Below are 19496 nucleotides of genomic sequence, written 5' to 3'. Positions count from 1 at the left end.
GCCTTTCTGACCTTGGCCGCCGCCCTCACCTGCTACAAGAGACTCACCAAGTGAGACACGCTCTCAGCGTTTTTCGCGCTACATACGCAAGGATCGATTTATCGTTCAGTCGACTGCTATCACGGCTCAGAAGGTTGGACGACGCACTCGGCGCCACGCCACCGGCGGCAGACTCCTTCCAGCCTCCGGCCTGAGAACGGCTGGTGTCCCGACAATTCCCGGTTGGGACACCGTTTCAACGTGAGACCCGCAGCGAGGTTGGACCGGCGGTCACTTGCCCCGCGGGGCGGCCACCTGTGCAGGCGGGGCTTTCGGGCCAAAGGCAGTCAGGAAATGGTCGCGGAAGGTGTTCATCGGCCAGACCGGGGCCCGCGGACCAGGTTTCAGGCCGTCCTCCCAGCCCCACCCGGAAACCCGGTCCAGCACAGCCTGGTCACGGGCCACGATCGTGATCGGTACGTCCCGGCTGGCGCCGTCACCGGTGACGAGTTGGGCGGGCTGGTGGTCACCGAGGAAGACGAGCACGAGATCGTCGTCGCCGTAGGTCTCCAGGTAGGAGATGAGGGTGTTCAGCGAATACTCGATGGAAGTTCGGTAGTCGGCGCGTACCTGGCTGGGGTCGCGCCCGAAGATGGCCTCCGGCGGGTCGTTACCCGCGGGCATGGTGTTGTAGATCGAACCGTCACCGACGTCGCCCCAGTCAATCAATCGAGGGTTGGGCGACCAGGGCGCGTGGCTCGTCACCAGAGGGATCGCCACCATCACCGGTGCGTGGTCCGGTTTGGCGCGCTCGGCCCGTTGGAAGGCGGACAGGGTGTACTGGTCGGGCATGGTGGCATAACTGAAGCGCGGGCCGCGATACCCGAGGTCGGAAGCGGCGTAGATCCGGTCGTAACCAAAGAAGTTCCCCTCCGGCCATGCTTGCGTGATGGCGGGCATGACGCCCACCGTTCGCCAGCCCGCGTGCTGGAAGGCACGGTTGAGGGTCAGTCGGTCACTCGCGACGAGTGTGCGGTACCGCTGCTGGTTGTCAATCCACAGGCCCGAAAGCAACGTGGCCTGAGCCAGCCAGCTGCCACCGCCCGCCGTCGGGGAGGTGAGGAATCCGCTCCGGGCACCGAATCCTGCCGCGCGCAGCCGGCGACTCCCGTTCTCCAGCGCCGCACCGACCTGCGGCGCGATCTCCGGATTCTCGATCGCGGCGCGCCCGTAGCTCTCGACAAAGGTGACGATGACGTCCTTGCCGTGCAGGGCGTTCAGTAGCTTCGCGTTCGGGGTCCCGCGGAAGGCGTCGACCGCGGCCTCCGCGGCAAACTTCTCCTGATCCTGCAAACCTGCATGTACCTGGCGTGCATGCTCATAGGCGAAAGACGCGGCGCTGGTGGACGCTATCGGCACACCTGGGACTGCCAAGGTGATCCAGGCAACCGCGAGCACCGCGACGGCACGGGTCGTCGCGATGCGGTGTCTGACCACGACGCGGCTCAGGTGCAGAACGGACAGCGTCGTGAGGACGAGCAGGGCAACGGCGAGAACCACGGCCAGGACGATGGCGCCGATCGCGCCCGCCTCGCCAACGGTCACCTCGAGGAAGTCCACGGCGGGCCCGAACAGCGGCCAGTCGAGCACCAGGTCGAACGGCCGGTAGAGAACCGCGTCGAAGCCGATGTCCATGATCTTCACGATCGCCAGCAGGCCGAGGGCCACTCCGCTGACCGTTGCCACCACCGGCCTCACCCTTGTCGGCACGACGAGAACAAGGGCGGCGCCGAGAAGCCCCTCCAACGGGATGCGCACGAATGCCGCGGGCGTGAAGCGATCGAAGTCGCTGGGGGCGATGAGAACGAACAGCACGAGCAGGCCGGCAAGCGCCGTGGTCACCCATGCTGCGACCCGATGTTCTCTCCGGCGGCCGCCAGCGGGGTCGCCGGACAGGTCGTTGCGCTCGGGGCCGCCTGTCGTCATGCCGTCCTTCGTGGTCGTCCGTCCTGCTGGCTGCCGACGAAGGCGCGTGAAGAACGACAATCTGAAAGCCCTTCCGTGCGTATCCTGGTGATGCCGGTCACTGCCACGAATACGGCCCGCGGCGTTAACCGGGTAAACGTACGGCTGGCCGCCAGTGGTTCAGGGGTGGCGGACCGGGCGTAGCAACTCAACGACCGCCCACGCGACACGTCCTCCGTCCGCCTGCACCCGAGAACCAGGTCCACTCCAGACGGTCTGCCCGACCACCGAACGAACCCGCAGGGTACCATATCGTGCAGCTGGACGGACCGACCTCGCACCAAACGAAACGGACAAATCTTGACTCGCCCGTACGTTCTCCTGAGCGTTGCCGTCAGCGTGGATGGCTACATCGATGACCTGAGCGCGCAAAGGTTTCCACTCTCCAACGCGGCCGACTTCGACTGTGTCGATCAGGTGCGCGCGGAGTCGAACGCCATCTTGGTCGGCGCCGGAACATTGCGCCGAGACAACCCACGCCTCCTCGTCAACAGCGCTGAACGACGTCGTGCCCGAGTGGCGCGCGGGCTTCCCGAGTACCCTCTGAAGGTCACCGTGACCAGCACCGGCGATCTCGATCCGCAGCTACAGTTCTGGCATCGCGGAGGCGACAAGCTGGTCTATAGCACAGACTTCGGGGCAGCAGCGGCTTGCGCCAACCTGGGTGACCTGGCAGAGGTTGTCCCACTCGGATCCGAGATCGACTTCGGTGGGCTCCTGGACGATCTCGGCGATCGGGGGGTCGAGCGCCTCATGGTCGAGGGGGGCGGAACCGTTCACACCGCCTTCCTGTCGGCCGGGTTGGCCGACGAGATCCGCATGGCGATCGCCCCCATGCTGATCGGGCAGGCCACGGCCCCGCGCTTCCTCAATCCCGCCGAGTTCCCGGGCGGACCAGCTCGTCGCTTTCACCTGAAGGACGTGGAAAAGGTCGGCGATGTCGCCGTTCTGCGTTACCTTCCCAAGCAGCCCGCAGAGAGCTGAGCAGAACGGCATGCGGTGCGGGCGAACCGCATCATCGAGCCGGTGGCGAAGGTGCTTTGCCACGAACCGATCAACGGACACTCGATCGTCAGCCCGTCCGGTGCGCTCCCGGCCTCAAGGAGACAAGCAAGGCCCGCACGGTGTCCCGACGGAACCACGCCACCACCGCACTCAGTACGAGCAGGATCGACGGCAACATCGCATCTCCCTTGTCGACCAGGAAGAGTTCCGTGCCGATGGCACCCGCCATCACGCCGCTCAACCCGAGCGCGGCCAGCCCCGACAGGCGCGGGATCAGCAGGCCGACCGCACCGGCGATCTCCAGCACACCGGGGACGTACCGAAACCACTGGCCGAAACCGATCTCGTCGAACTTCCGCACAAGGCCGTCACCGAAGAGCAGGTATCCACTGTAGATGAAGTAGGCCGCGAGCAGCACCTGCAAGCCCCACAGCACAATGTTGCCGATGCGTGCGCCGACTGCTTGTTCAGACACTGGAACATCCTTCCGCCACTGGGGTTTGGGCTATCGCGCGAGAACGCCAGAGCCAGCGAACATCGTGGCCGAACGACCACAGGAGTGCGGCCAGTGCGAGCGCGACAAGGATGCCCGCGAAAGGCGCAACTCCGGACGCGGCGACGACGAGGACGACACCCTGCAGCGCGGCCACGGCCTTGCGGGCGAGGCTCGGTGGCAGGTCCGCGCGAAGCCAGGGCAGAATCCAGGACGCCACGACGAAGAGGTATCGCATGGTACCGATCGCCAGCACCCACGGGCCGAAGGCGAACGCCACATGAACACTCAACACCAGGATGAGGAACGCGTCGACCTCCATGTCGAAGCGCGCGCCCAGCGCCGACGCCGTCCCCGTGCGCCTGGCGACCTGGCCGTCGACGAAATCGAGCACCAGCGCCACGGCCGCGAACGCGACGAGGATCGTTGTCGGGGCATCCTGCCCGGCCCGGTCCGCCACGAGTGCCGTCACCCCGCCGACGAGCACTCCCCTGGCCATGGTGACGCGGTCGGCCGGCCCCAGCGATCCGCACCCGGACCGCTGCATCGCGGAGCTCAGCAGGGCCCAGGTGAGGAAACCGTACGCGGTTCCGGCGAGCCAGCCCAGCGGGCCCAGTCCCACCGCGTCACCGAGCACGCCCAGCAGGAGGATCTGGGCACCGGCCCACGCCGCCTGTTCGGGAACGGCCGGTGCCGTGTCGCGCTGGAGTGTGATCATCGCGGCCACCTCGTGACAGTCAGCCCCGCTTCTCGGAGGTCGTTGTAGATGACACGTACGGCAAGGGCCTTCTGGGTCACCTCGGCCGGAAAAAGTGAGATCAGGTCCGTCACACTCCCTCGGCCGGGTTCTGCTGAGGTTCTCGTCCGCGCGCTCTGGTCGGGGGTCAGCCGGGGGACCGAGACCCTCGTCTTCCGCGGCGGGGTACCGGAGAACCAGCACGAGGTGATGCGGGCCCCCTTCCAGGATGGTGACTTTCCGTGGCCAGTCAAGTACGGATATCTCAACGTCGGTGTCGTCGAGCACGGACCGGCGGAACTTCTGGGCCGCACCGTCTTCTGTCTCTATCCACATCAGACCCATTACGTCGTTCCAGTCACTGCGGTAACGCCCGTGCCAGACACGGTGCCGGCGGCCCGGGCGATCCTGGCCGGGACCGTGGAGACCGCGGTGAACGCACTGTGGGATGCGGCACCGCTGATCGGTGATCGGATCGCGGTCGTCGGTGGCGGAATGGTCGGCTGCAGCGTCGCCGCGGTGCTCGCCCGGTTCCCCGGAGCCCGGATCCAACTGGTCGACGCCGATCCCACGCGTGCGGCCATCGCCGCCGCGCTCGGTGTCGACTTCGCACTGCCCGAACAGGCGGCGGACAACTGTGACCTCGTGGTGCACGCAAGCGCCACCGAGGACGGACTCGTGCGATCCCTGTCACTCCTCGCGCGGGAGGGCGAGGTCATCGAACTCAGTTGGTACGGGGACCGCCGGATCAGCCTGCCGCTGGGTGAGTTCTTCCACTCCCGCCGGCTCAGCCTGCGCAGCAGTCAGGTGGGCGCGGTGTCCCCGGCCCGGCGTGCGCGTCGCACCTTCGCCGATCGGCTCGCACTCGCGCTCGACCTGCTCTCCGACCCCGTGTTCGACGCGCTGATCACCGGTGAGAGCCACTTCGACGACCTGCCCGAGGTGATGCCCCGCTTGGCAAGCGGCGAGCTCGCGGCGCTGTGTCACCGGATTGACTACCGTCGGCACGCATGAACGGTGACGAGTACCTGGTTCCGCTGACCACCACCGTCGACGAGCGGGACCGCAAGGCGACCGTGGCGGTTCTCCCCGTCGGCAGTTTCGAGCAGCACGGTCCGTACCTGCCACTGGCGACCGACACCGTCATCGCGTGCACCATTGCCAGGGAGATCGCCGCCGCATACCCGGTCCAGCTGCTCCCGCCCGTGACGATCTCGTGTTCACACGAGCACTCCGCCTGGCCGGGAACCGTGAGCATTTCGGCAAGAACGCTGTACTCCGTGGTGCGGGACATCGCCGACTCGCTGCGTCTTTCCGGTGTGGAGAAACTGGTCCTCGTCAACGGACACGGCGGGAACTACGTGCTGGCGAACGTCGTCCAGGAAGCGAGGGGCAGCATGGCGCTGTTCCCCGGCTCACGGGACTGGGAAGCGGCGAGAGTCGCCGCAGGAATCGAGACTTCGTCATACAGCGATATGCACGCTGGCGAGCTGGAGACGTCCATCCTGCTCCACACCCACCCGAACGTGGTCAAGTCCGGTTACGACACGAGCGACCGCCTCGCCGAAGACCGTCGGCATCTGCTGACCGTCGGGATGGCGCCGTACACGGAATCGGGGGTCGTCGGCCGTCCCTCGCTGGCTTCAGCCCGCAAGGGCGAGGCCCTCCTCGCGCGGCTGGTCGAGTCGTTCGGGGAGCACCTCGCGGTCCTGGGTGCCTAGCCCACGCCGACGGAACAGCACCAGGATGCCGGGCAGGCTGGCGAGCATGGCGAGCACCCCGTAGACCACGGCTGTGGCGAGCCCCTGCCTGGCGCCGAGTCCAGCGGCACCGAAGGCCACCGCCAGGAACGCTTCCCTCGGTCCCCAGCCGCCGACGTTGATCGGCAGCGCCATCACCAGCAACGCCAGCACGAGCAGCGGAACGAGCTCGAAGACCGATGCGGACGAACCCGCGACCCAGGCCGCGACGAGGAACAGGACGACATGTCCCGCCACGGTTGCCGCGGACAGGAGCACCACCTTGGGCCAGGTGCTGCCGGAGAGCAAGCCGAAACGCACGTCCGCCCAGGTCGTCACCAGCACGCGGCGCACCGCGGAAGCACGTCCCCGCCAGACCATCGCGAGCCCGACGGCAGTGACGAGGAACACCACCAGCACCATGATCACAACTCCGCGACGCGACGCGATGTCGCCGACCAGTGCCGGGATCAGCGTGGGCTGGAAGAACAACATGACGACCCCGATGGCGCCGAGCACCAGCTGGCCCGCAAACCGCTCGAAGACGACGGCGCGGACACCGCGGCCGATATCGCCCGACTGCTGGCCGTGGCTCACCGCACGATGCACGTCGCCGATCACCCCCGCGGGAAGCACCGCATTGAGCAGAAGGGCGCGGTAGTAGTCCGACACGGCTGTCGGCAGCGTCAGCGGGAGGCCGAGGCGGCGCGCCACGATGCACCATCGCCACGCGCTGAACACGGTGGTCAGCAGCCCGATGCCGACCGCGGCGAGCACCGACCAGACGTTGATCGCGCGCAGACCGTCCACGAACGCGCCGGTGCCGAGCCGCCACCCGAGTGCCACCAGGATGCCGACCGCCGCGAGCTGCCGTAACCACGGCCAGAGCCGCCGCATCACGCCGCCCTCGGCAGCGCCAGAAGGTCGGTGTGGCCGACCACGACACGCAACTCACCAGCGAGCCGTCGCCGCAGGTAGGCGGGTGCCTCCCGGGTGAGCTCCGGCCGCTGCTCACAGGCGGCGCCGACCCAGCCCCGAAGCCACTCCCCCACCAACTCGGCCTGGTCCGGCCCGAGCCGCCACGGACTCGGCTGCGTCGACACCGCCGCGCCGAGGGCCTCGAACGCCTCGACTGTGGCCGAGACGGCGTCCGGCCCGAGCAGCCGCCGGCCGTCGACGCTGCGTCGCTGATGTGCGTTGAAAGCCTCGGCGAACTCGGCGTCGAGTGGCTCGGCCGGATCGAGCTCGACCTGGCCCACGACGGAGAGGGTCAGCAGCGCCGGGCAACCGGCACCGGCACACGCCAGGGCCAGACTGCTCACCTCGTCCGCGGTGAGCAGGTCCAGCAACGCGGAAGCGGTCACCAGCGACGTACCGACGAGGTCGTCGGCACGCAGCGCGGTGAGGTCGCCCTCCCGCGTCTCGACGGTGACGTTCGGGCCGGTCATGGTCGCGCCGGCCAGCCCGAGCAGACGGGGGTCCCGGTCATGCAGGACCCAGTGCTGCGGACCGTCCAGCCGACCGGCCAGCCATCGCCCCATGGATCCAGTGCCACAACCTAGGTCACGGATGACTAGGGGGGTTCGGTTCAACGCAATTCCGCTCAGCGGAAGGAGCAACTCCGTTGCTCGGGCATCGGCGTCGGCCTTCTCGCGTAGCGCCAACCATTCCGGGGCGAAGCTCATTCGCGCAGCGTAGCCAGCACGTGAGCCATCTCCCGCGCGGATTCGGACCAGGTGGCCAACGCCTCCCTGCGCCGCCACGCCAAGCGCCGCAGGTCCTGCCGCAGGTCGTCATCGCCGAGCCAGCGCCGAAGCCCCACCGCAAGTGCCCGGGCGTCTCCTGGAGGCACGAGCAATCCGGGCACACCACCACCCGGGGCCTGCCCGAGGGTTTCCGGAACGCCACACACGGCCGTTGCCAGCACCGGGATTCCGCGTGCCAGCGCCTCGGTCACGACCATGCCGTAGGTCTCCGCCCGGGACGGCAGCACCGCGAGGTCAGCGGCGGCGTACGCACCGGCCAGCTGATCACCGGTACGCGGACCGACGAGCCGTACCCGATCCCCGAGCTCGTGCCGCTCGATCAGCCGCCGCAGTCGCGTCACGTGGGCGGGGTCGCGGCGCAGCGGTCCGACGCACTCGCAGCTCCACGGCAGGTCGGCGACGGCCGCGAGCGCTTCGACGAGCAGGTCGTGGCCCTTGCGCGGAGTCACCGAGGCGACGCAGAGCAGTCGCGAGGCACCGTCGGTGCCGGGCGCGAGCGGCGCGGGATCGGTACCCGGTGTGACGGTGTGCACACCCCGCTCGGCCAGTCCATGGTGGTGGACCAGTCGGCGCGCCGCCCAGGGGCTGGTCGCCACGACCGCGCTCGCGGCGCGCAGGCAGCGCCGCTCGGCGGCGTCCAGCTCCGCGGCGAGCGCGGGTGCCAGCCCGGTCTCGTCTGCCAGCGGCAGGTGGACCAAGACCACCAGCCGTAGCCGGCGGGCATGGGCAACGACGACGTCCGGGACGCCGCACGCCACAAGGCCGTCGAGCAGCACGACCGCGCCATCGGGGAATCCAGCGAGCGCTCGGGCCAGCTTCGTGCGGGTGGCCGGGTCCGGGCGCGGCCACCCGCCGGGGATGGCGGTCTCACGGACCGAGACGCCGAGTTCCACCAGCTCCTCGCACACGCGACGGTCGTAGACGTTACCTCCGCTGGGGACGGTGCGGTCGTCAATGTCCCCGGGGAGCACGACATGCACCCTCACAGCGGGCGTTCGTAGCTGGCCCACGCGACATGCGACTCGTGCAGGGTGACCGAGATCCCGTCCAGCCCGTGCGCGCCCTCGCCGAGCGCGCCCGAGTGCACCCGGTCGGCGAGGCGATCGGCGACGAACCTGGCCAGGAACTCGGTGGAGGTGTTGACGCCGGCGAAGGCGGGCTCGTCGTCGAGGTTGCGGTAGTTGAGCTCGCCGAGCACCCCGCGGAGCTCCTCGGTGGCCAGCCCGATGTCGACGACGATGTTGTCGGCGTCGAGCTCGGCCCGTTTGAACGTCGCGTCCACGACGAACGTTGCCCCGTGCAGACGCTGTGCCGGGCCGAAGACCTCGCCACGGAAGCTGTGGGCGATCATCATGTGATCACGGACTGTGACGGTGAACAGGGTGACCTCCGCTGTGTGGTCGAGTTACGGTACGGCTCCGGCCGAGCGTAATGAACGATCGGCCGGCGCTTGATGACGAGAGGACCGGATGGACGAGCAAGCCCTCAGTCACGAAGACATCGCGGAGTCCGACCTGGTGACGCGACGCGGCACGTTCCGGGCGGTCGCGTTCCGGGACCGACTTCACGGGCACGAACACATGGCCCTTGTCTTCGGCAAGACGAGAATGCGTGAGAACGTGCTCGTTCGCGTGCATTCGGAGTGCATGACGGGTGACATCTTCGGCGCGATGCGCTGTGAGTGTGGCGAACAGCTCGACGCCGCGCTGGACAGGATCGTCAGCGAGGGCAGCGGTGTGCTCGTGTATCTCCGCGGGCACGAAGGCCGTGGGATCGGTCTGGTCGCGAAGGTGCGGACGCATGTTCTCCAGGACGAGAAAGGACTCGACACGCTCGATTCCGCGACCACGCTGGGGTTGCCCGTCGACACCCGGGACTATGGTCCGGCAGCCAGGGTGTTGACGTATCTTCGGGTGCAGTCCGTTCGACTGATGTCGAACAACCCGGACAAGATTCGCGCCCTCGAATCGCATGGCATCGCGGTCGCGGCCCGGGTGCCGCTCCTCGTGCCGGCAAACGACCACAATGTCGGATATCTGACCGCGAAACGCGACCGGCTCGGGCACGATTTGCCGCAGCTCGACCTGTTCTCGGGTGATTATCCCCACGCCGCCGGCGGTTGACCACGAGCCGGGCGGGCCGCAACCGATCACGCGCGAAGCCGTTGCGCGGTCGACGGTGTCCTCGGTCCGAAAACCGTCAGTGGGATCGTCGATCCAGCCGTCGCACAGCGACTCGGTGTGCGGGGACCATCTCGTCGCCCTGCTGCTTCAGTTCCGGTGCGGACCGGGTCGCCGGGTCACTCGGCGACGACTGTCCGGTAGGACCATTGGAAGACCGGCAGCCTCCGACCATCGGATTCGCGGAAGGAACCGGTCGGCTCGAAGTGCTCGTAGTCGGCCCGGAGGTAACGGTCGCCCAACGTGCTGAGCACGCTGGAGTCCAGACCGCCGGACAACATGAAGCCGAGCGGGACGTCCGCGACCAGCTCGCCACGGCCCCGACGCACTCACTCCGGGCACCGCTCGGGCTGCTGCCTTCTTGACTGGCCAAGCACCCAACCTCGGCACCCAACACACTTGTCTCCCAACTGCTCCCGCAACAACCGCCGGCCCGTTAGCTCTCGTCGCCGGCGACCGAACCCCGACCCTCGGGGCGCACCTTCCGCCAGAAAACCCTTGTGGGGACAGGGAACTCGCACACGAACCTGCCTGTTGCGTCCGAACGCGGACCCGTGTAGGGTCGGACGGATTCTTTTTGGGTTCCAAGATGGTTGTTGGGTGGTTGTGTTGGTGGTTACGGGCAAGGTTGTGCGTTTCGATCATGTTCGTGGTTATGGCTTTATCGCACCCCATTCCGGGGGTGAGGACGTCTTCCTGCACACGAACGACCTGATCGACGAAAAGTATCTCGTCCAGCCCGGCAGCATCGTCGAGTTCGAGGTGGAACAGGGCGATCGAGGGTTGAAGGCGTCGTCCGTGCGTATCGTCGAGCGCGGTCCGGTGGTTTCGGGTCCGTCGTCTCCGGCGCATGCCAGGTCGGCGAACTCCGACGGCGGGTCGGCGGACGATCTCTGTGACGTCCTGTCCAGCGCGGAGCTCTCGCAGGAGGTCACCGAGGTTCTTCTCGAGGGCGACCCGACGCTGACCGGCGCGCAGATCGTACGGGTACGGCAGGAGATCGTCGCACTCGCCAAGAAGCACGGCTGGATCGAGAACTACTGATCCCGAATTCGCAACGGCCGGGTTCGTCCCGGCGACGAACTCGGCCAGGGTTCTCGGCGTTCGACGTGACGCGCCAATCTCGGACGTCTCGTCCTGGGAACACTCGTGCTTGCCTCCGCCAAGGGGTGGCAGACCCGCGTGGTGTCGTTGCCGCCCGCCGTGCTCCCCACGCTGCACCTGTAGAAGAGTTCTTCCCCCACAACGAGATCAACACTGTCCTGATAGGATCTGGGTGAAGTCCCAGCCACCGTTCGGCTTGCCACCATCGGAAAACAAGCGGCTGTACAATCCAGTGTCCAATGGAGACTCGGTCAGCAGGAACAAGCTTGTCGCCTGCCGGTTCAGCTCCTGAGCGGGCTCGTTGAGCGGGCGATAGGCACGATGAGCTGCTGGATCTGTTGCGTGCCTCGAAAGATGTCCAACACCTTCCGTCGATCCAATACCGAGTCCGCGAACGTGCCGAGAGCATCGGGCCCAGGACCGGGACGAGAGGCCGGCCAACCGAGAACCGTGTCGTTGTCAACAGGACCGATGTCTTGGATCTTGCTTCGGACTGTTCGGTTGGGCGACATCGGAGACGGAACGGCTCGCCGCATCCTCCCGGCGACAAGCCGGGGCGGCGGAGTGACAGCGCGGCCCCACATACATACAGACTTGCATGTAGTTAGAATGGCCCGGTGTCACCCGGTGTAGGCAGTGCGAAGGGGTCTCGCACGCAGGAGGAGCGCAGCGCGGCGACCCGCCAGCTGCTGCTGGACGCGACGGTCGACTGCCTGGTCCGGTACGGGTATGCCGGTACGACCACGACCCGGATCGCAGAGCTCGCCGGGGTGACCCGGGGTGCACTGGTGCACCACTTCCCCAGCCGCGCGGACCTGGTGTCGGCCGCGGTCCGGCACCTGGCGTCGAAGCGGGCGGAGGTGGCCTTCGCTCGGCTGGAGGCGCTACGCGGGTCGGCGGATCCGATTCCGGCCGCGCTGGACATGCTGTGGGAGGTACACCAGGGCTCGGTGTTCCTGGCGACGGCGGAGCTGTGGGTGGCCGCGCGTGCGGACGCAACCCTGGCCGAACAGGTTGATCGGTTCGAGCCGATGGTGACCGGGACGTTGATGGAGTTCAGTCGGGCGTTGTTTCCCGTGCTGGCCGGTCATCCGGAGTTCCGGCACTGGCTGTACACCTCGATGGACGTGATCCGCGGGATCCTGGTCAGCGACCCCGCCGGCCATGAGCCGGACCGGCTCGCCCGGCGCTGGCAACGTGCCCGTCGGCACCTGCTGCTGCTCGCGGAGGTGTTGTTCGATCGCGTCGGCCCTGCATCAGCAACGAGGTAGGTGGGCACGCGGGCCGAGCCGGCGGACGGACGCCCCACCGCGCGGGCGCCCACACAGCCAGCCGGAATCGCATCCGGTTCGACTGACAGCCCGTCTTCCATACATCGCCGATGGCAGATGGATGCCACCAAAACCGCAACTACCTGCATAAATAGCAGTTATGTGAGCCAGGTCTCACCATATCCCTGTTACATACATTCTTGTTGGTATCTTTGCCGCACGAGCCAGGGCCGCTGGGCACGGCCGGGCGTGACCACGAGGAGCCAACGGTGGCCGACAGGGTCTATGTCATCGGTGTCGGGATGACGAAGTTCGAGAAGCCCGGCCGACGCGAGGACTGGGACTACCCGCAGATGGCCAAGGAGTCCGGCACCCGGGCGTTGGAGGACGCCGGTATCCCCTACGACCAGGTCGAGCAGACCTACGTGGGCTATGTGTACGGCGAGTCGACCTCGGGCCAGCGCGCCGTCTACGAGCTGGGCCTGACCGGAATACCGGTCGTGAACGTGAACAACAACTGCTCGACCGGTTCGGCGGCGTTGTACCTGGCCGCGCAGGTGATCCGTGGCGGCCTGGCCGACTGCACGCTGGCGCTGGGCTTCGAGAAGATGCAGCCCGGCTCGCTCGGCGCGACGTTCACCGACCGCGAGCAGCCCCTGATGCGGCACATGGGGGCGCTGGCCGAGATCTCCGAGGTGATCCTCCCACCGGCGCCGTGGATGTTCGGCGCCGCCGGCCGCGAGCACATGAAGACCTACGGCACCACGGCCGAGCACTTCGCCAAGATCGGCCAGAAGAATCACCGGCATTCGGTGAACAATCCGTACTCGCAGTTCCAGGACGAGTACACGCTCGAGGACATCCTCGGCTCCCGGATGATCTACGACCCGCTGACCAAGCTGCAGTGCTCACCGACCTCGGACGGCTCGGGCGCGGCGATCCTGGCCAGCGAGTCGTTCGTGGACCGCAACAACCTTGCCGCACAGGCGGTGGAGATCGTCGGTCAGGCCATGACCACCGACTTTCGTTCGACCTTCGACGGCACCGCCAAGAACATCGTCGGCTACGACATGAACGTGCAGGCCGCGCGCAGGGTCTACGAGCAGTCCGGGCTCGGTCCCGAAGACTTCCAGGTCATCGAACTGCACGACTGCTTCTCCGCCAACGAGCTCCTGCTGTACGAGGCGCTCGGCCTGTGTGGCGAGGGCGAGGCCGGGAGCCTGATCGACAACAACGAGACGACCTACGGCGGCAGGTGGGTGGTCAACCCCTCCGGCGGGCTGATCTCCAAGGGACACCCGCTCGGTGCAACCGGACTTGCCCAGTGTGCGGAGCTGACCTGGCAGTTGCGTGGCACGGCGGACAAGCGCCAGGTGGAGGGCGTCACCGCCGGCCTGCAGCACAACATCGGGCTGGGCGGTGCTGCGGTCGTCACCGCCTACCAGCGCGCTGAGCGCTGAGAGCCGTTATCCACCAACGGAAACGAGGATTCACAATGGGCCGGGTCAACGCGTCCGTCGACATCGCCGCCACGCCGGAGAAGGTGTGGGCGGAGTTCTCCAACCCGAACAACTTCGAGAAGTGGCTGACCATCCACACCAAGTGGAAGGGCGACGTGCCCGGCGAGTTCAGCGAGGGCACGCAGGTCGCCGAGGTCGTCACCATGCTCGGCATGGCGAACACGATCACCTGGACCGTCCAGGAGTACGACGCCCCGAGCAGGGTGGTCATCTCCGGCACCGGCATGGCGGGTGTCCAGGTCAGCTTCGCGCTGTCCGTCGAGCCGAACGGGGCCGGCTCCACCGCGACCATCGACGCCGAGTTCAGCGGCCAGATCATTGTTGGCGCGCTGGGTAAGGCCGTGGAGAAGGACGCCAAGAAGAACCTCGACGAGTCGCTGACGAAGTTCGCAGAACTCGTCGGCTGACGACCGCACACACCGGCGAAGGGCACGGACCATGAGCCAGGTGGAGTTCAACAAGGACGGGCTCGACGTCTGGACCGAGGAGCACCGCTTCGAGGTCACCCGCGAGCGCCTGGTCTGCTACGCCGAGGCCACCAACGATCCGATCGAGGCGCATCTGGCCGGTGACGTGGCGAACCCGGTGTTCGCCATCGTGCCGGTGTTCGAGTCCATGCTGGAGCCGGCGCTCGAGGTGGTGCCGCTGTCCGTCTTCGCTCGTGGCGTGCACGGTGAGCAGGACTTCCGGTTCCACCGGCCGATCAGGCCCGGGGACAGGCTCGTCTCGCGGTCGAAGATGATCGGCTGGGAGGGCCTACCCAAAGGCACCCGGGCGTGGGTCTTCATCGAATGCCGGACCGACGAGGGCGAGCTGGTCAACGAGCAGTACCTGACCATGTTCTTCCGCGGCGAGGACGCCAGCACCGGTAACGCGGTCGGCGAGCGGGCGCCCTCGCACAGCCTGGCCGACAAGGTGCGCGAGCAGGAGCCGGTGGCAAGGGCCGTACAGCACATCGACGAGGACCAAACGTTCCGGTACGCGCCGGCGTCCGGTGACCCGGTCCCGCTGCACCTGGACGAACAGATCGCCAAGGACGCCGGTCTGCCGGGGATCATCGCGCACGGCCTGTGCACGATGGCGTTCACCTCCTGGGCGTTGCTGACCGAGGTCGGGGGCTCGAAGGTGTCCCGGCTGAAGCGGCTCGCGGTGCGTTTCGCCAAGCCGGTGCTGCCGGGACAGGACATCACCACCACGATCTGGAATGCCGGCTCGGCTGATGGTGCGACCACCTACGCCTATGAGACCACCGTGGGCGACACCGTCGTCATCAAGGACGGCCTGGCGGAGATCGCGAACTGACATCACCGAGGAGATTCGACAATGGGTGCATTGGACGGGCGGGTCGCGGTCATCACCGGCGCGGGGCGGGGCATCGGACGGGAACACGCGTTTCTGTTCGCTCAGGAAGGCGCCAGCGTCGTGGTCAACGACCTCGGCGGCAGCAATGCCGGCGAAGGGTCCGACGCCGGGCCCGCGCGGGAGGTCGTCGAAGAGATCAGGGCAGCCGGCGGGAACGCGGTGGCGAGCACCGAGAACGTTGCGGACTGGAGCGGCGCGAAGAACCTCGTCGACCAAGCCGTGCGGGAGTTCGGACGGCTGGACGTCGTGGTGAACAACGCCGGGATCCTGCGGGACGCCTTCATTGCCGGTTTGGAGGAGTTCCAGTGGGACGCGGTGATCGCGGTGCACCTCAAGGGGCACGCGGCGGTACTGCACCACGCCGCCGCGTACTGGAAGGCGCAGTCGAAGGCAGGTAACCAGCCGAATGCGGCGGTGATCAACACCGCGTCGGCCTCCGGCACCACGGTGCCGAACGCGGGTCAGGCCAACTACGGCGCGGCCAAGGCCGGTATCGCGGCACTGACCCTGGTCGCGGCGGAGGAGCTGGGGCGCTACGGAGTGCGGGTGAACGCGATCGCGCCCATCGCACGTACCCGGCTGACCTTGGCGACTCCGGGTATGGGTGCGATATTCGCCAGGGAGCCGGAGGAGGGGGAACTCGACTTGTTCTCCCCCGCCAACATCTCTCCTCTGGTGGCCTACCTGGCGTCCGAGAAGTGCTCGGTCACCGGCAAGGTGTTCGCGGTGCAGGGCGGTTGCATCCAGCAGCTCCGGGGATGGACGGTGGACAAGACCGCCGAGACCAACGGCCCGTGGACCATCGACAACGTCGGCGACCACCTCGCAGCATGGGACTGATCTCGCGGGGCGGCTTCAAGGAGGTGACGGCATGTTCGAGTGGTCCGAGACCGACCTGCTCATCCGGGACTCGATTCGCGAGTTCATCGACAAGGAGATCCGCCCGCACATCGACGAGCTGGAGTCCGGGCAGCTAGCGCCGTACGACATCATTCGCAAGCTGTTCGTCGCCTTCGGCCTCGACGCCCTGGCCCGCGAACAGCTCACGCGGATCCTGGACAAGCAGCGCGCCAAGGACGCCTTTCGGGCAGCGGGTGCGGAACCGCCGGCCACGAAGACGCGGTCCGGTGGCGCGGACCTGTTGGGCGGGCAGGAGACGATGGTGCTGATCGCGGTGTCCGAACTCGCCGGGGTCAGCATGGGGATCCTGACGTCGCTCGGGGTCTCGCTGGGGCTGACCGCACAGACGATCATGTCCAAGGGAACGTTGGCCCAGAAGGAACGTTGGCTACCCAGGCTGGTGACCTTCGAGCACGTTGGCGCCTGGGCGATCACCGAACCCGACTCGGGCTCGGACGCCTTCGGCGGGATGAAGAGCTACGTCCGACGCGAGGGCGACCATTATGTCCTCAATGGACAGAAGACGTTCATCACCAACGGCCCGGACGCCGACGTGATCGTGGTGTTCGCCAAGCTCGATGACGGCGACGGTACCCCGCTGCGGGAGCGGAAGGTTCTCACCTTCGTACTCGACAAGGGCATGGAAGGGCTGACCCAGGGCAGGGCGTTCAAGAAGATGGGTCTGATGTCCTCGCCCACGGGGGAGCTGTTCTTCAACAATGTGCGGCTCTCCGCCGACCGGCTGCTCGGCGAGCAGGAACCGGAGTCCGGAGTCGCCGACAGCAAGGACGAGGTTCGGTCCGGGTTCACCCTGGAACGCATCTTCGTGGCGGCGATGGCGCTCGGGATCATCAACGAGTGCCAGCGCCTGTGCATAGACTATGCCAGGACCCGCACGCTGTGGGGCCAGGAGATCGGCCGTTTCCAGCTCATCCAGCTCAAGCTCGCCGAGATGGAGATCGCCCGGATAAACGTGCAGAACATGGTCTTCTCCACGGTCGAGATGCTCCGGGCCGGGAAGACACCGACGCTGGCCGAGGCATCGGCGATGAAGCTCTACGCCTCCCGTGCGGCGACCGAGGTCGCCATGGAAGCCGTGCAGCTGTTCGGCGGCAACGGCTACATGGCCGAATATCGGGTCGAACAGCTCGCCCGTGACGCCAAGGGCCTGATGATCTACGCTGGCAGCAACGAGATCCAGGTCACCCACATCGCGAAGGCACTGATCGGGTCATGACCGGCGAGGACCGCGGCACGCTGCTCGACCTGCTCCACCGCAACGCCACCGAGCATGCCGACGTGCCGGCGCTCGTCGACGGCGAGCAGCAGCTGACCTGGGCGGAGTACCAGCGTCAGTCGTCGGCGCTGGCGCTGGCGCTGCTCGATCTCGGGGTCACCCGCGGCGACGTGGTGGGCCTGCACATGGTCAACCGTGTCGAGCACGCGTTGGCCGACATTGGCGCGCTGCTCGCGGGCGCCACTCCCACCTCCTACTACAACACCCTGTCGCCGGAGCAACTTGCCTACGTGACGCGAGACTCGGCGTGCACCGTGGCAATCGTGGACGCGGACATGTTGGACGCCTGGCTGACGATCCGGGACGAGCTGCCCGCGCTGTCGGCGATCCTGGTTCTGGACGTCGAAGCGCCGACCGAGGGGGTGCGGCGCTTCGACGTCCAGCTCGCCCGGGCCACCCAGGAGCTGGAGTCGCGGATCGGCGAGGTCACCGCGGCAGCGGCGCGGGTGCGACCCGACGATCCGGTGACGGTCGTCTACACCTCGGGCACCACCGGCCGTCCCAAGGGCACCATCATCACCCATGCCGGGGTCCGTGCGGTGTTGGACGCAACCACCGCACGCGTGGTCGGCGAACTGGGCCTCCATCCCGATCCCGGCCTTTGCCAGGTGTCCTACCTGCCGCTGGCGCACATGGCAGAACGGATGATCACGCACTACTTCAGCTTCGAACACGCTTCCACGGTGCACTTCGTCCGTGATCTGCAGCAGCTGCCCCAGGTGCTGCCGAGAGCACGCCCACACCTGTTCCTCGGCGTTCCCCGGGTCTGGGAGAAGTTCCACAGCGCCATCATCGACCGCGCTGCCAGCCAACCCAGCCCGGTGCGCCGAGCGCTGGGCACCAAGGCGATGGACATCGCACGACGCGTCGGTCAGGCCAAGTTCGGTCGTCGGCGCCTCGATCTCGCGACCCGGCTGTGGCACGCCGTGTTCGACCGAGTGGTCTACCGAAAAATCCGCCGGACACTCGGATTCGATCGCATCCTCATCGCGGTCAGCGGTGCCGCACCAGTCTCGCGGGAGACACTGGCGTTCTTCCACGGCATCGGCATCACGATCATCGAGGCGTACGGGATGACCGAGACCTCCGCGCTCCTCACGATCAACGACCTCCGCGACCCCCGTCCGGGTTCTGTTGGCACCGCCATCTCCGGCGTCGAGCTGCGGATCGCCGACGATGGGGAGATCCTGGCTCGTGGCGCCAACATCGTCCCTGGCTACCTCAACCGTCCGGATGCAACCGCGGAGGCGTTCGATGCCGACGGTTGGCTGCACACCGGCGATCTCGGCAGCATCGACAAGGACGGCCACCTGAGCATCCGTGGCCGCAAGAAGGAGCTGATCATCACCGCTGGGGGCAAGAACATCTCGCCGGCGAACGTCGAGCAGGCGATCGCCGACGCCTCCGAACTCATCGGCCCGGTCTATGTGCACGGTGACGCCAGGCCCTATCTCGTCGCGCTGATCACGCTCGACCCGACAAGTTGGCAGTCCTGGTGTTCGGCACGGGGCATCCACGTCGCCACACTCGCCGATGCCGTGGCGCACCCACAGGTCCGTGCCGAGGTGGAACGCGCGGTCGAGGCCGGTAATGCCACGCTGTCACGGGTCGAGCAGGTCAAGCGCTGGGTGTTGCTCGACCGGGAATGGGACAGCACGACCGGCGAACTCACCCCCACACTGAAGCTCAAGCGTTCGGTGATCCGTGAGAATCATGCTGGCGACCTGGGCAGGCTCTACGACTGATACCGAACGGCGGAGCCGCTCATCCGGTTGATGACGCCATGGCAAGCTGTTCCGTCCTGGCTCGCGGAGATCAGGGTCGCCTCGATGTCGTGGGCCAACGACATCATGTGGTCGTCGGTGAAGCAGGCCCGGTTGTAGACGAGGTCGCCCGTCAGCCGACCATCCATGGTCCGCACGAAAATGGCTGGAAGCGAATTGGGCGGCAGCGCGAAGTTACGGACCTGGGTGATGCGTACCCCGCTGGGAGTCGAGGGTTTCCGCACCACGCCCAGGTGGGACCCCATCACGGTCACTACGTTGACTCGCTTGAACCCGGGCGCCGGCGGCGTGCATCGCCTGGATCTGGTCCACGAACCGCACCGGTTCGGCGACCT

The 19496-nt window shown here is 67.2% G+C and carries 21 protein-coding genes; 12 read left to right on the top strand and 9 right to left on the bottom strand.

Going from position 1 to position 19496, the window contains the following annotated elements; translation table 11 throughout:
* Positions 1-270 precede the first annotated feature (270 nt).
* The gene (locus tag IEY55_RS30350) at positions 271-1965 is read right to left on the bottom strand and encodes an alkaline phosphatase family protein (protein WP_229686904.1); all 1695 of its coding nucleotides are present in this window, start codon (positions 1963-1965) and stop codon (positions 271-273) included.
* A 339-nt stretch (positions 1966-2304) separates the two neighbouring features.
* Between IEY55_RS30350 and IEY55_RS30345 the strand changes: the two genes are divergently transcribed.
* A complete protein-coding gene (locus tag IEY55_RS30345; RefSeq protein ID WP_189062021.1) occupies positions 2305-2988 on the top strand; it encodes a RibD family protein in 684 nt (227 codons plus the stop codon).
* Between the two features lie 88 nt (positions 2989-3076).
* Here the strand turns inward: IEY55_RS30345 and IEY55_RS30340 are convergent, their stop codons facing one another.
* Positions 3077-3484: a DoxX family protein gene (locus IEY55_RS30340; protein WP_189062020.1), complete on the bottom strand. Its 408-nt coding sequence runs from the start codon at positions 3482-3484 to the stop codon at positions 3077-3079.
* Complete coding sequence (locus tag IEY55_RS30335; RefSeq protein ID WP_189062019.1) at positions 3477-4220, bottom strand: CDP-alcohol phosphatidyltransferase family protein; 744 nt, start codon at positions 4218-4220, stop codon at positions 3477-3479. The genes IEY55_RS30340 and IEY55_RS30335 overlap by 8 nt, the downstream gene beginning before the upstream one ends.
* Before the next feature lie 48 nt (positions 4221-4268).
* Between IEY55_RS30335 and IEY55_RS30330 the strand changes: the two genes are divergently transcribed.
* Complete coding sequence (locus IEY55_RS30330) at positions 4269-5252, top strand: zinc-dependent alcohol dehydrogenase (RefSeq protein ID WP_189062018.1); 984 nt, start codon at positions 4269-4271, stop codon at positions 5250-5252.
* A complete protein-coding gene (locus IEY55_RS30325; RefSeq protein ID WP_189062017.1) occupies positions 5249-5959 on the top strand; it encodes a creatininase family protein in 711 nt (236 codons plus the stop codon). The genes IEY55_RS30330 and IEY55_RS30325 overlap by 4 nt, the downstream gene beginning before the upstream one ends.
* On the opposite strand, the gene IEY55_RS30320 is transcribed toward IEY55_RS30325, so the two are convergent.
* From IEY55_RS30320 to IEY55_RS30305, 4 genes are read right to left on the bottom strand one after another with little or no spacing between them, the layout of a single operon-like run.
* Entirely contained in the window at positions 5882-6874 is a 993-nt protein-coding gene (locus IEY55_RS30320) for a lysylphosphatidylglycerol synthase transmembrane domain-containing protein (protein WP_189062016.1), read from the bottom strand. The genes IEY55_RS30325 and IEY55_RS30320 overlap by 78 nt on opposite strands.
* Positions 6874-7662: a class I SAM-dependent methyltransferase gene (locus IEY55_RS30315; protein WP_189062015.1), complete on the bottom strand. Its 789-nt coding sequence runs from the start codon at positions 7660-7662 to the stop codon at positions 6874-6876. Before IEY55_RS30315 ends, IEY55_RS30320 begins: the two co-directional genes overlap by 1 nt.
* Positions 7659-8723: a glycosyltransferase family 4 protein gene (locus IEY55_RS30310; protein WP_229686906.1), complete on the bottom strand. Its 1065-nt coding sequence runs from the start codon at positions 8721-8723 to the stop codon at positions 7659-7661. Before IEY55_RS30310 ends, IEY55_RS30315 begins: the two co-directional genes overlap by 4 nt.
* Before the next feature lie 2 nt (positions 8724-8725).
* On the bottom strand, positions 8726-9124 hold the full coding sequence (locus IEY55_RS30305; RefSeq protein ID WP_189062022.1) for a 6-pyruvoyl trahydropterin synthase family protein: 399 nt from the start codon (positions 9122-9124) through the stop codon (positions 8726-8728).
* An 88-nt stretch (positions 9125-9212) separates the two neighbouring features.
* Between IEY55_RS30305 and ribA the strand changes: the two genes are divergently transcribed.
* Positions 9213-9866, top strand: coding sequence for a GTP cyclohydrolase II (gene ribA, locus IEY55_RS30300; protein ID WP_189062013.1), 654 nt, complete (start codon positions 9213-9215; stop codon positions 9864-9866).
* Between the two features lie 176 nt (positions 9867-10042).
* On the opposite strand, the gene IEY55_RS30295 is transcribed toward ribA, so the two are convergent.
* Positions 10043-10252 carry a DUF5988 family protein gene (locus IEY55_RS30295; RefSeq protein WP_189062012.1) on the bottom strand — a complete coding sequence of 70 codons (210 nt, stop codon included), beginning with the start codon at positions 10250-10252 and terminating at the stop codon, positions 10043-10045.
* Positions 10253-10535: 283 nt separating this feature from the next.
* Between IEY55_RS30295 and IEY55_RS30290 the strand changes: the two genes are divergently transcribed.
* From IEY55_RS30290 to IEY55_RS30255, 8 genes are all read left to right on the top strand, one after another.
* On the top strand, positions 10536-10967 hold the full coding sequence (locus IEY55_RS30290; protein ID WP_189062011.1) for a cold-shock protein: 432 nt from the start codon (positions 10536-10538) through the stop codon (positions 10965-10967).
* A gap of 677 nt (positions 10968-11644) precedes the next feature.
* Entirely contained in the window at positions 11645-12298 is a 654-nt protein-coding gene (locus IEY55_RS30285) for a TetR/AcrR family transcriptional regulator (RefSeq protein WP_189062010.1), read from the top strand.
* A gap of 269 nt (positions 12299-12567) precedes the next feature.
* Positions 12568-13758 carry a lipid-transfer protein gene (locus IEY55_RS30280; protein ID WP_189062009.1) on the top strand — a complete coding sequence of 397 codons (1191 nt, stop codon included), beginning with the start codon at positions 12568-12570 and terminating at the stop codon, positions 13756-13758.
* Positions 13759-13793: 35 nt separating this feature from the next.
* A complete protein-coding gene (locus IEY55_RS30275; protein ID WP_189062008.1) occupies positions 13794-14225 on the top strand; it encodes a type II toxin-antitoxin system Rv0910 family toxin in 432 nt (143 codons plus the stop codon).
* A gap of 31 nt (positions 14226-14256) precedes the next feature.
* Complete coding sequence (locus tag IEY55_RS30270) at positions 14257-15120, top strand: MaoC/PaaZ C-terminal domain-containing protein (RefSeq protein WP_189062007.1); 864 nt, start codon at positions 14257-14259, stop codon at positions 15118-15120.
* A 21-nt stretch (positions 15121-15141) separates the two neighbouring features.
* A complete protein-coding gene (locus IEY55_RS30265) occupies positions 15142-16020 on the top strand; it encodes an SDR family oxidoreductase (RefSeq protein WP_189062006.1) in 879 nt (292 codons plus the stop codon).
* A 31-nt stretch (positions 16021-16051) separates the two neighbouring features.
* On the top strand, positions 16052-17317 hold the full coding sequence (locus tag IEY55_RS30260; RefSeq protein WP_189062005.1) for an acyl-CoA dehydrogenase family protein: 1266 nt from the start codon (positions 16052-16054) through the stop codon (positions 17315-17317).
* Positions 17314-19122 carry an AMP-dependent synthetase/ligase gene (locus IEY55_RS30255; RefSeq protein ID WP_189062004.1) on the top strand — a complete coding sequence of 603 codons (1809 nt, stop codon included), beginning with the start codon at positions 17314-17316 and terminating at the stop codon, positions 19120-19122. Before IEY55_RS30260 ends, IEY55_RS30255 begins: the two co-directional genes overlap by 4 nt.
* Here the strand turns inward: IEY55_RS30255 and IEY55_RS30250 are convergent.
* Positions 19113-19409 carry a hypothetical protein gene (locus tag IEY55_RS30250; protein ID WP_189062003.1) on the bottom strand — a complete coding sequence of 99 codons (297 nt, stop codon included), beginning with the start codon at positions 19407-19409 and terminating at the stop codon, positions 19113-19115. The two genes, IEY55_RS30255 and IEY55_RS30250, sit on opposite strands and share 10 nt — an antisense overlap.
* Between the last annotated feature and the right edge of the window lie 87 nt (positions 19410-19496).

This window comes from Longimycelium tulufanense (genome assembly GCF_014645795.1).
Taxonomy (GTDB): domain Bacteria; phylum Actinomycetota; class Actinomycetes; order Mycobacteriales; family Pseudonocardiaceae; genus Longimycelium; species Longimycelium tulufanense.
Note: the sequence above shows the minus strand (reverse complement) of the source record. Positions and strands in the feature narration are given on the sequence as shown.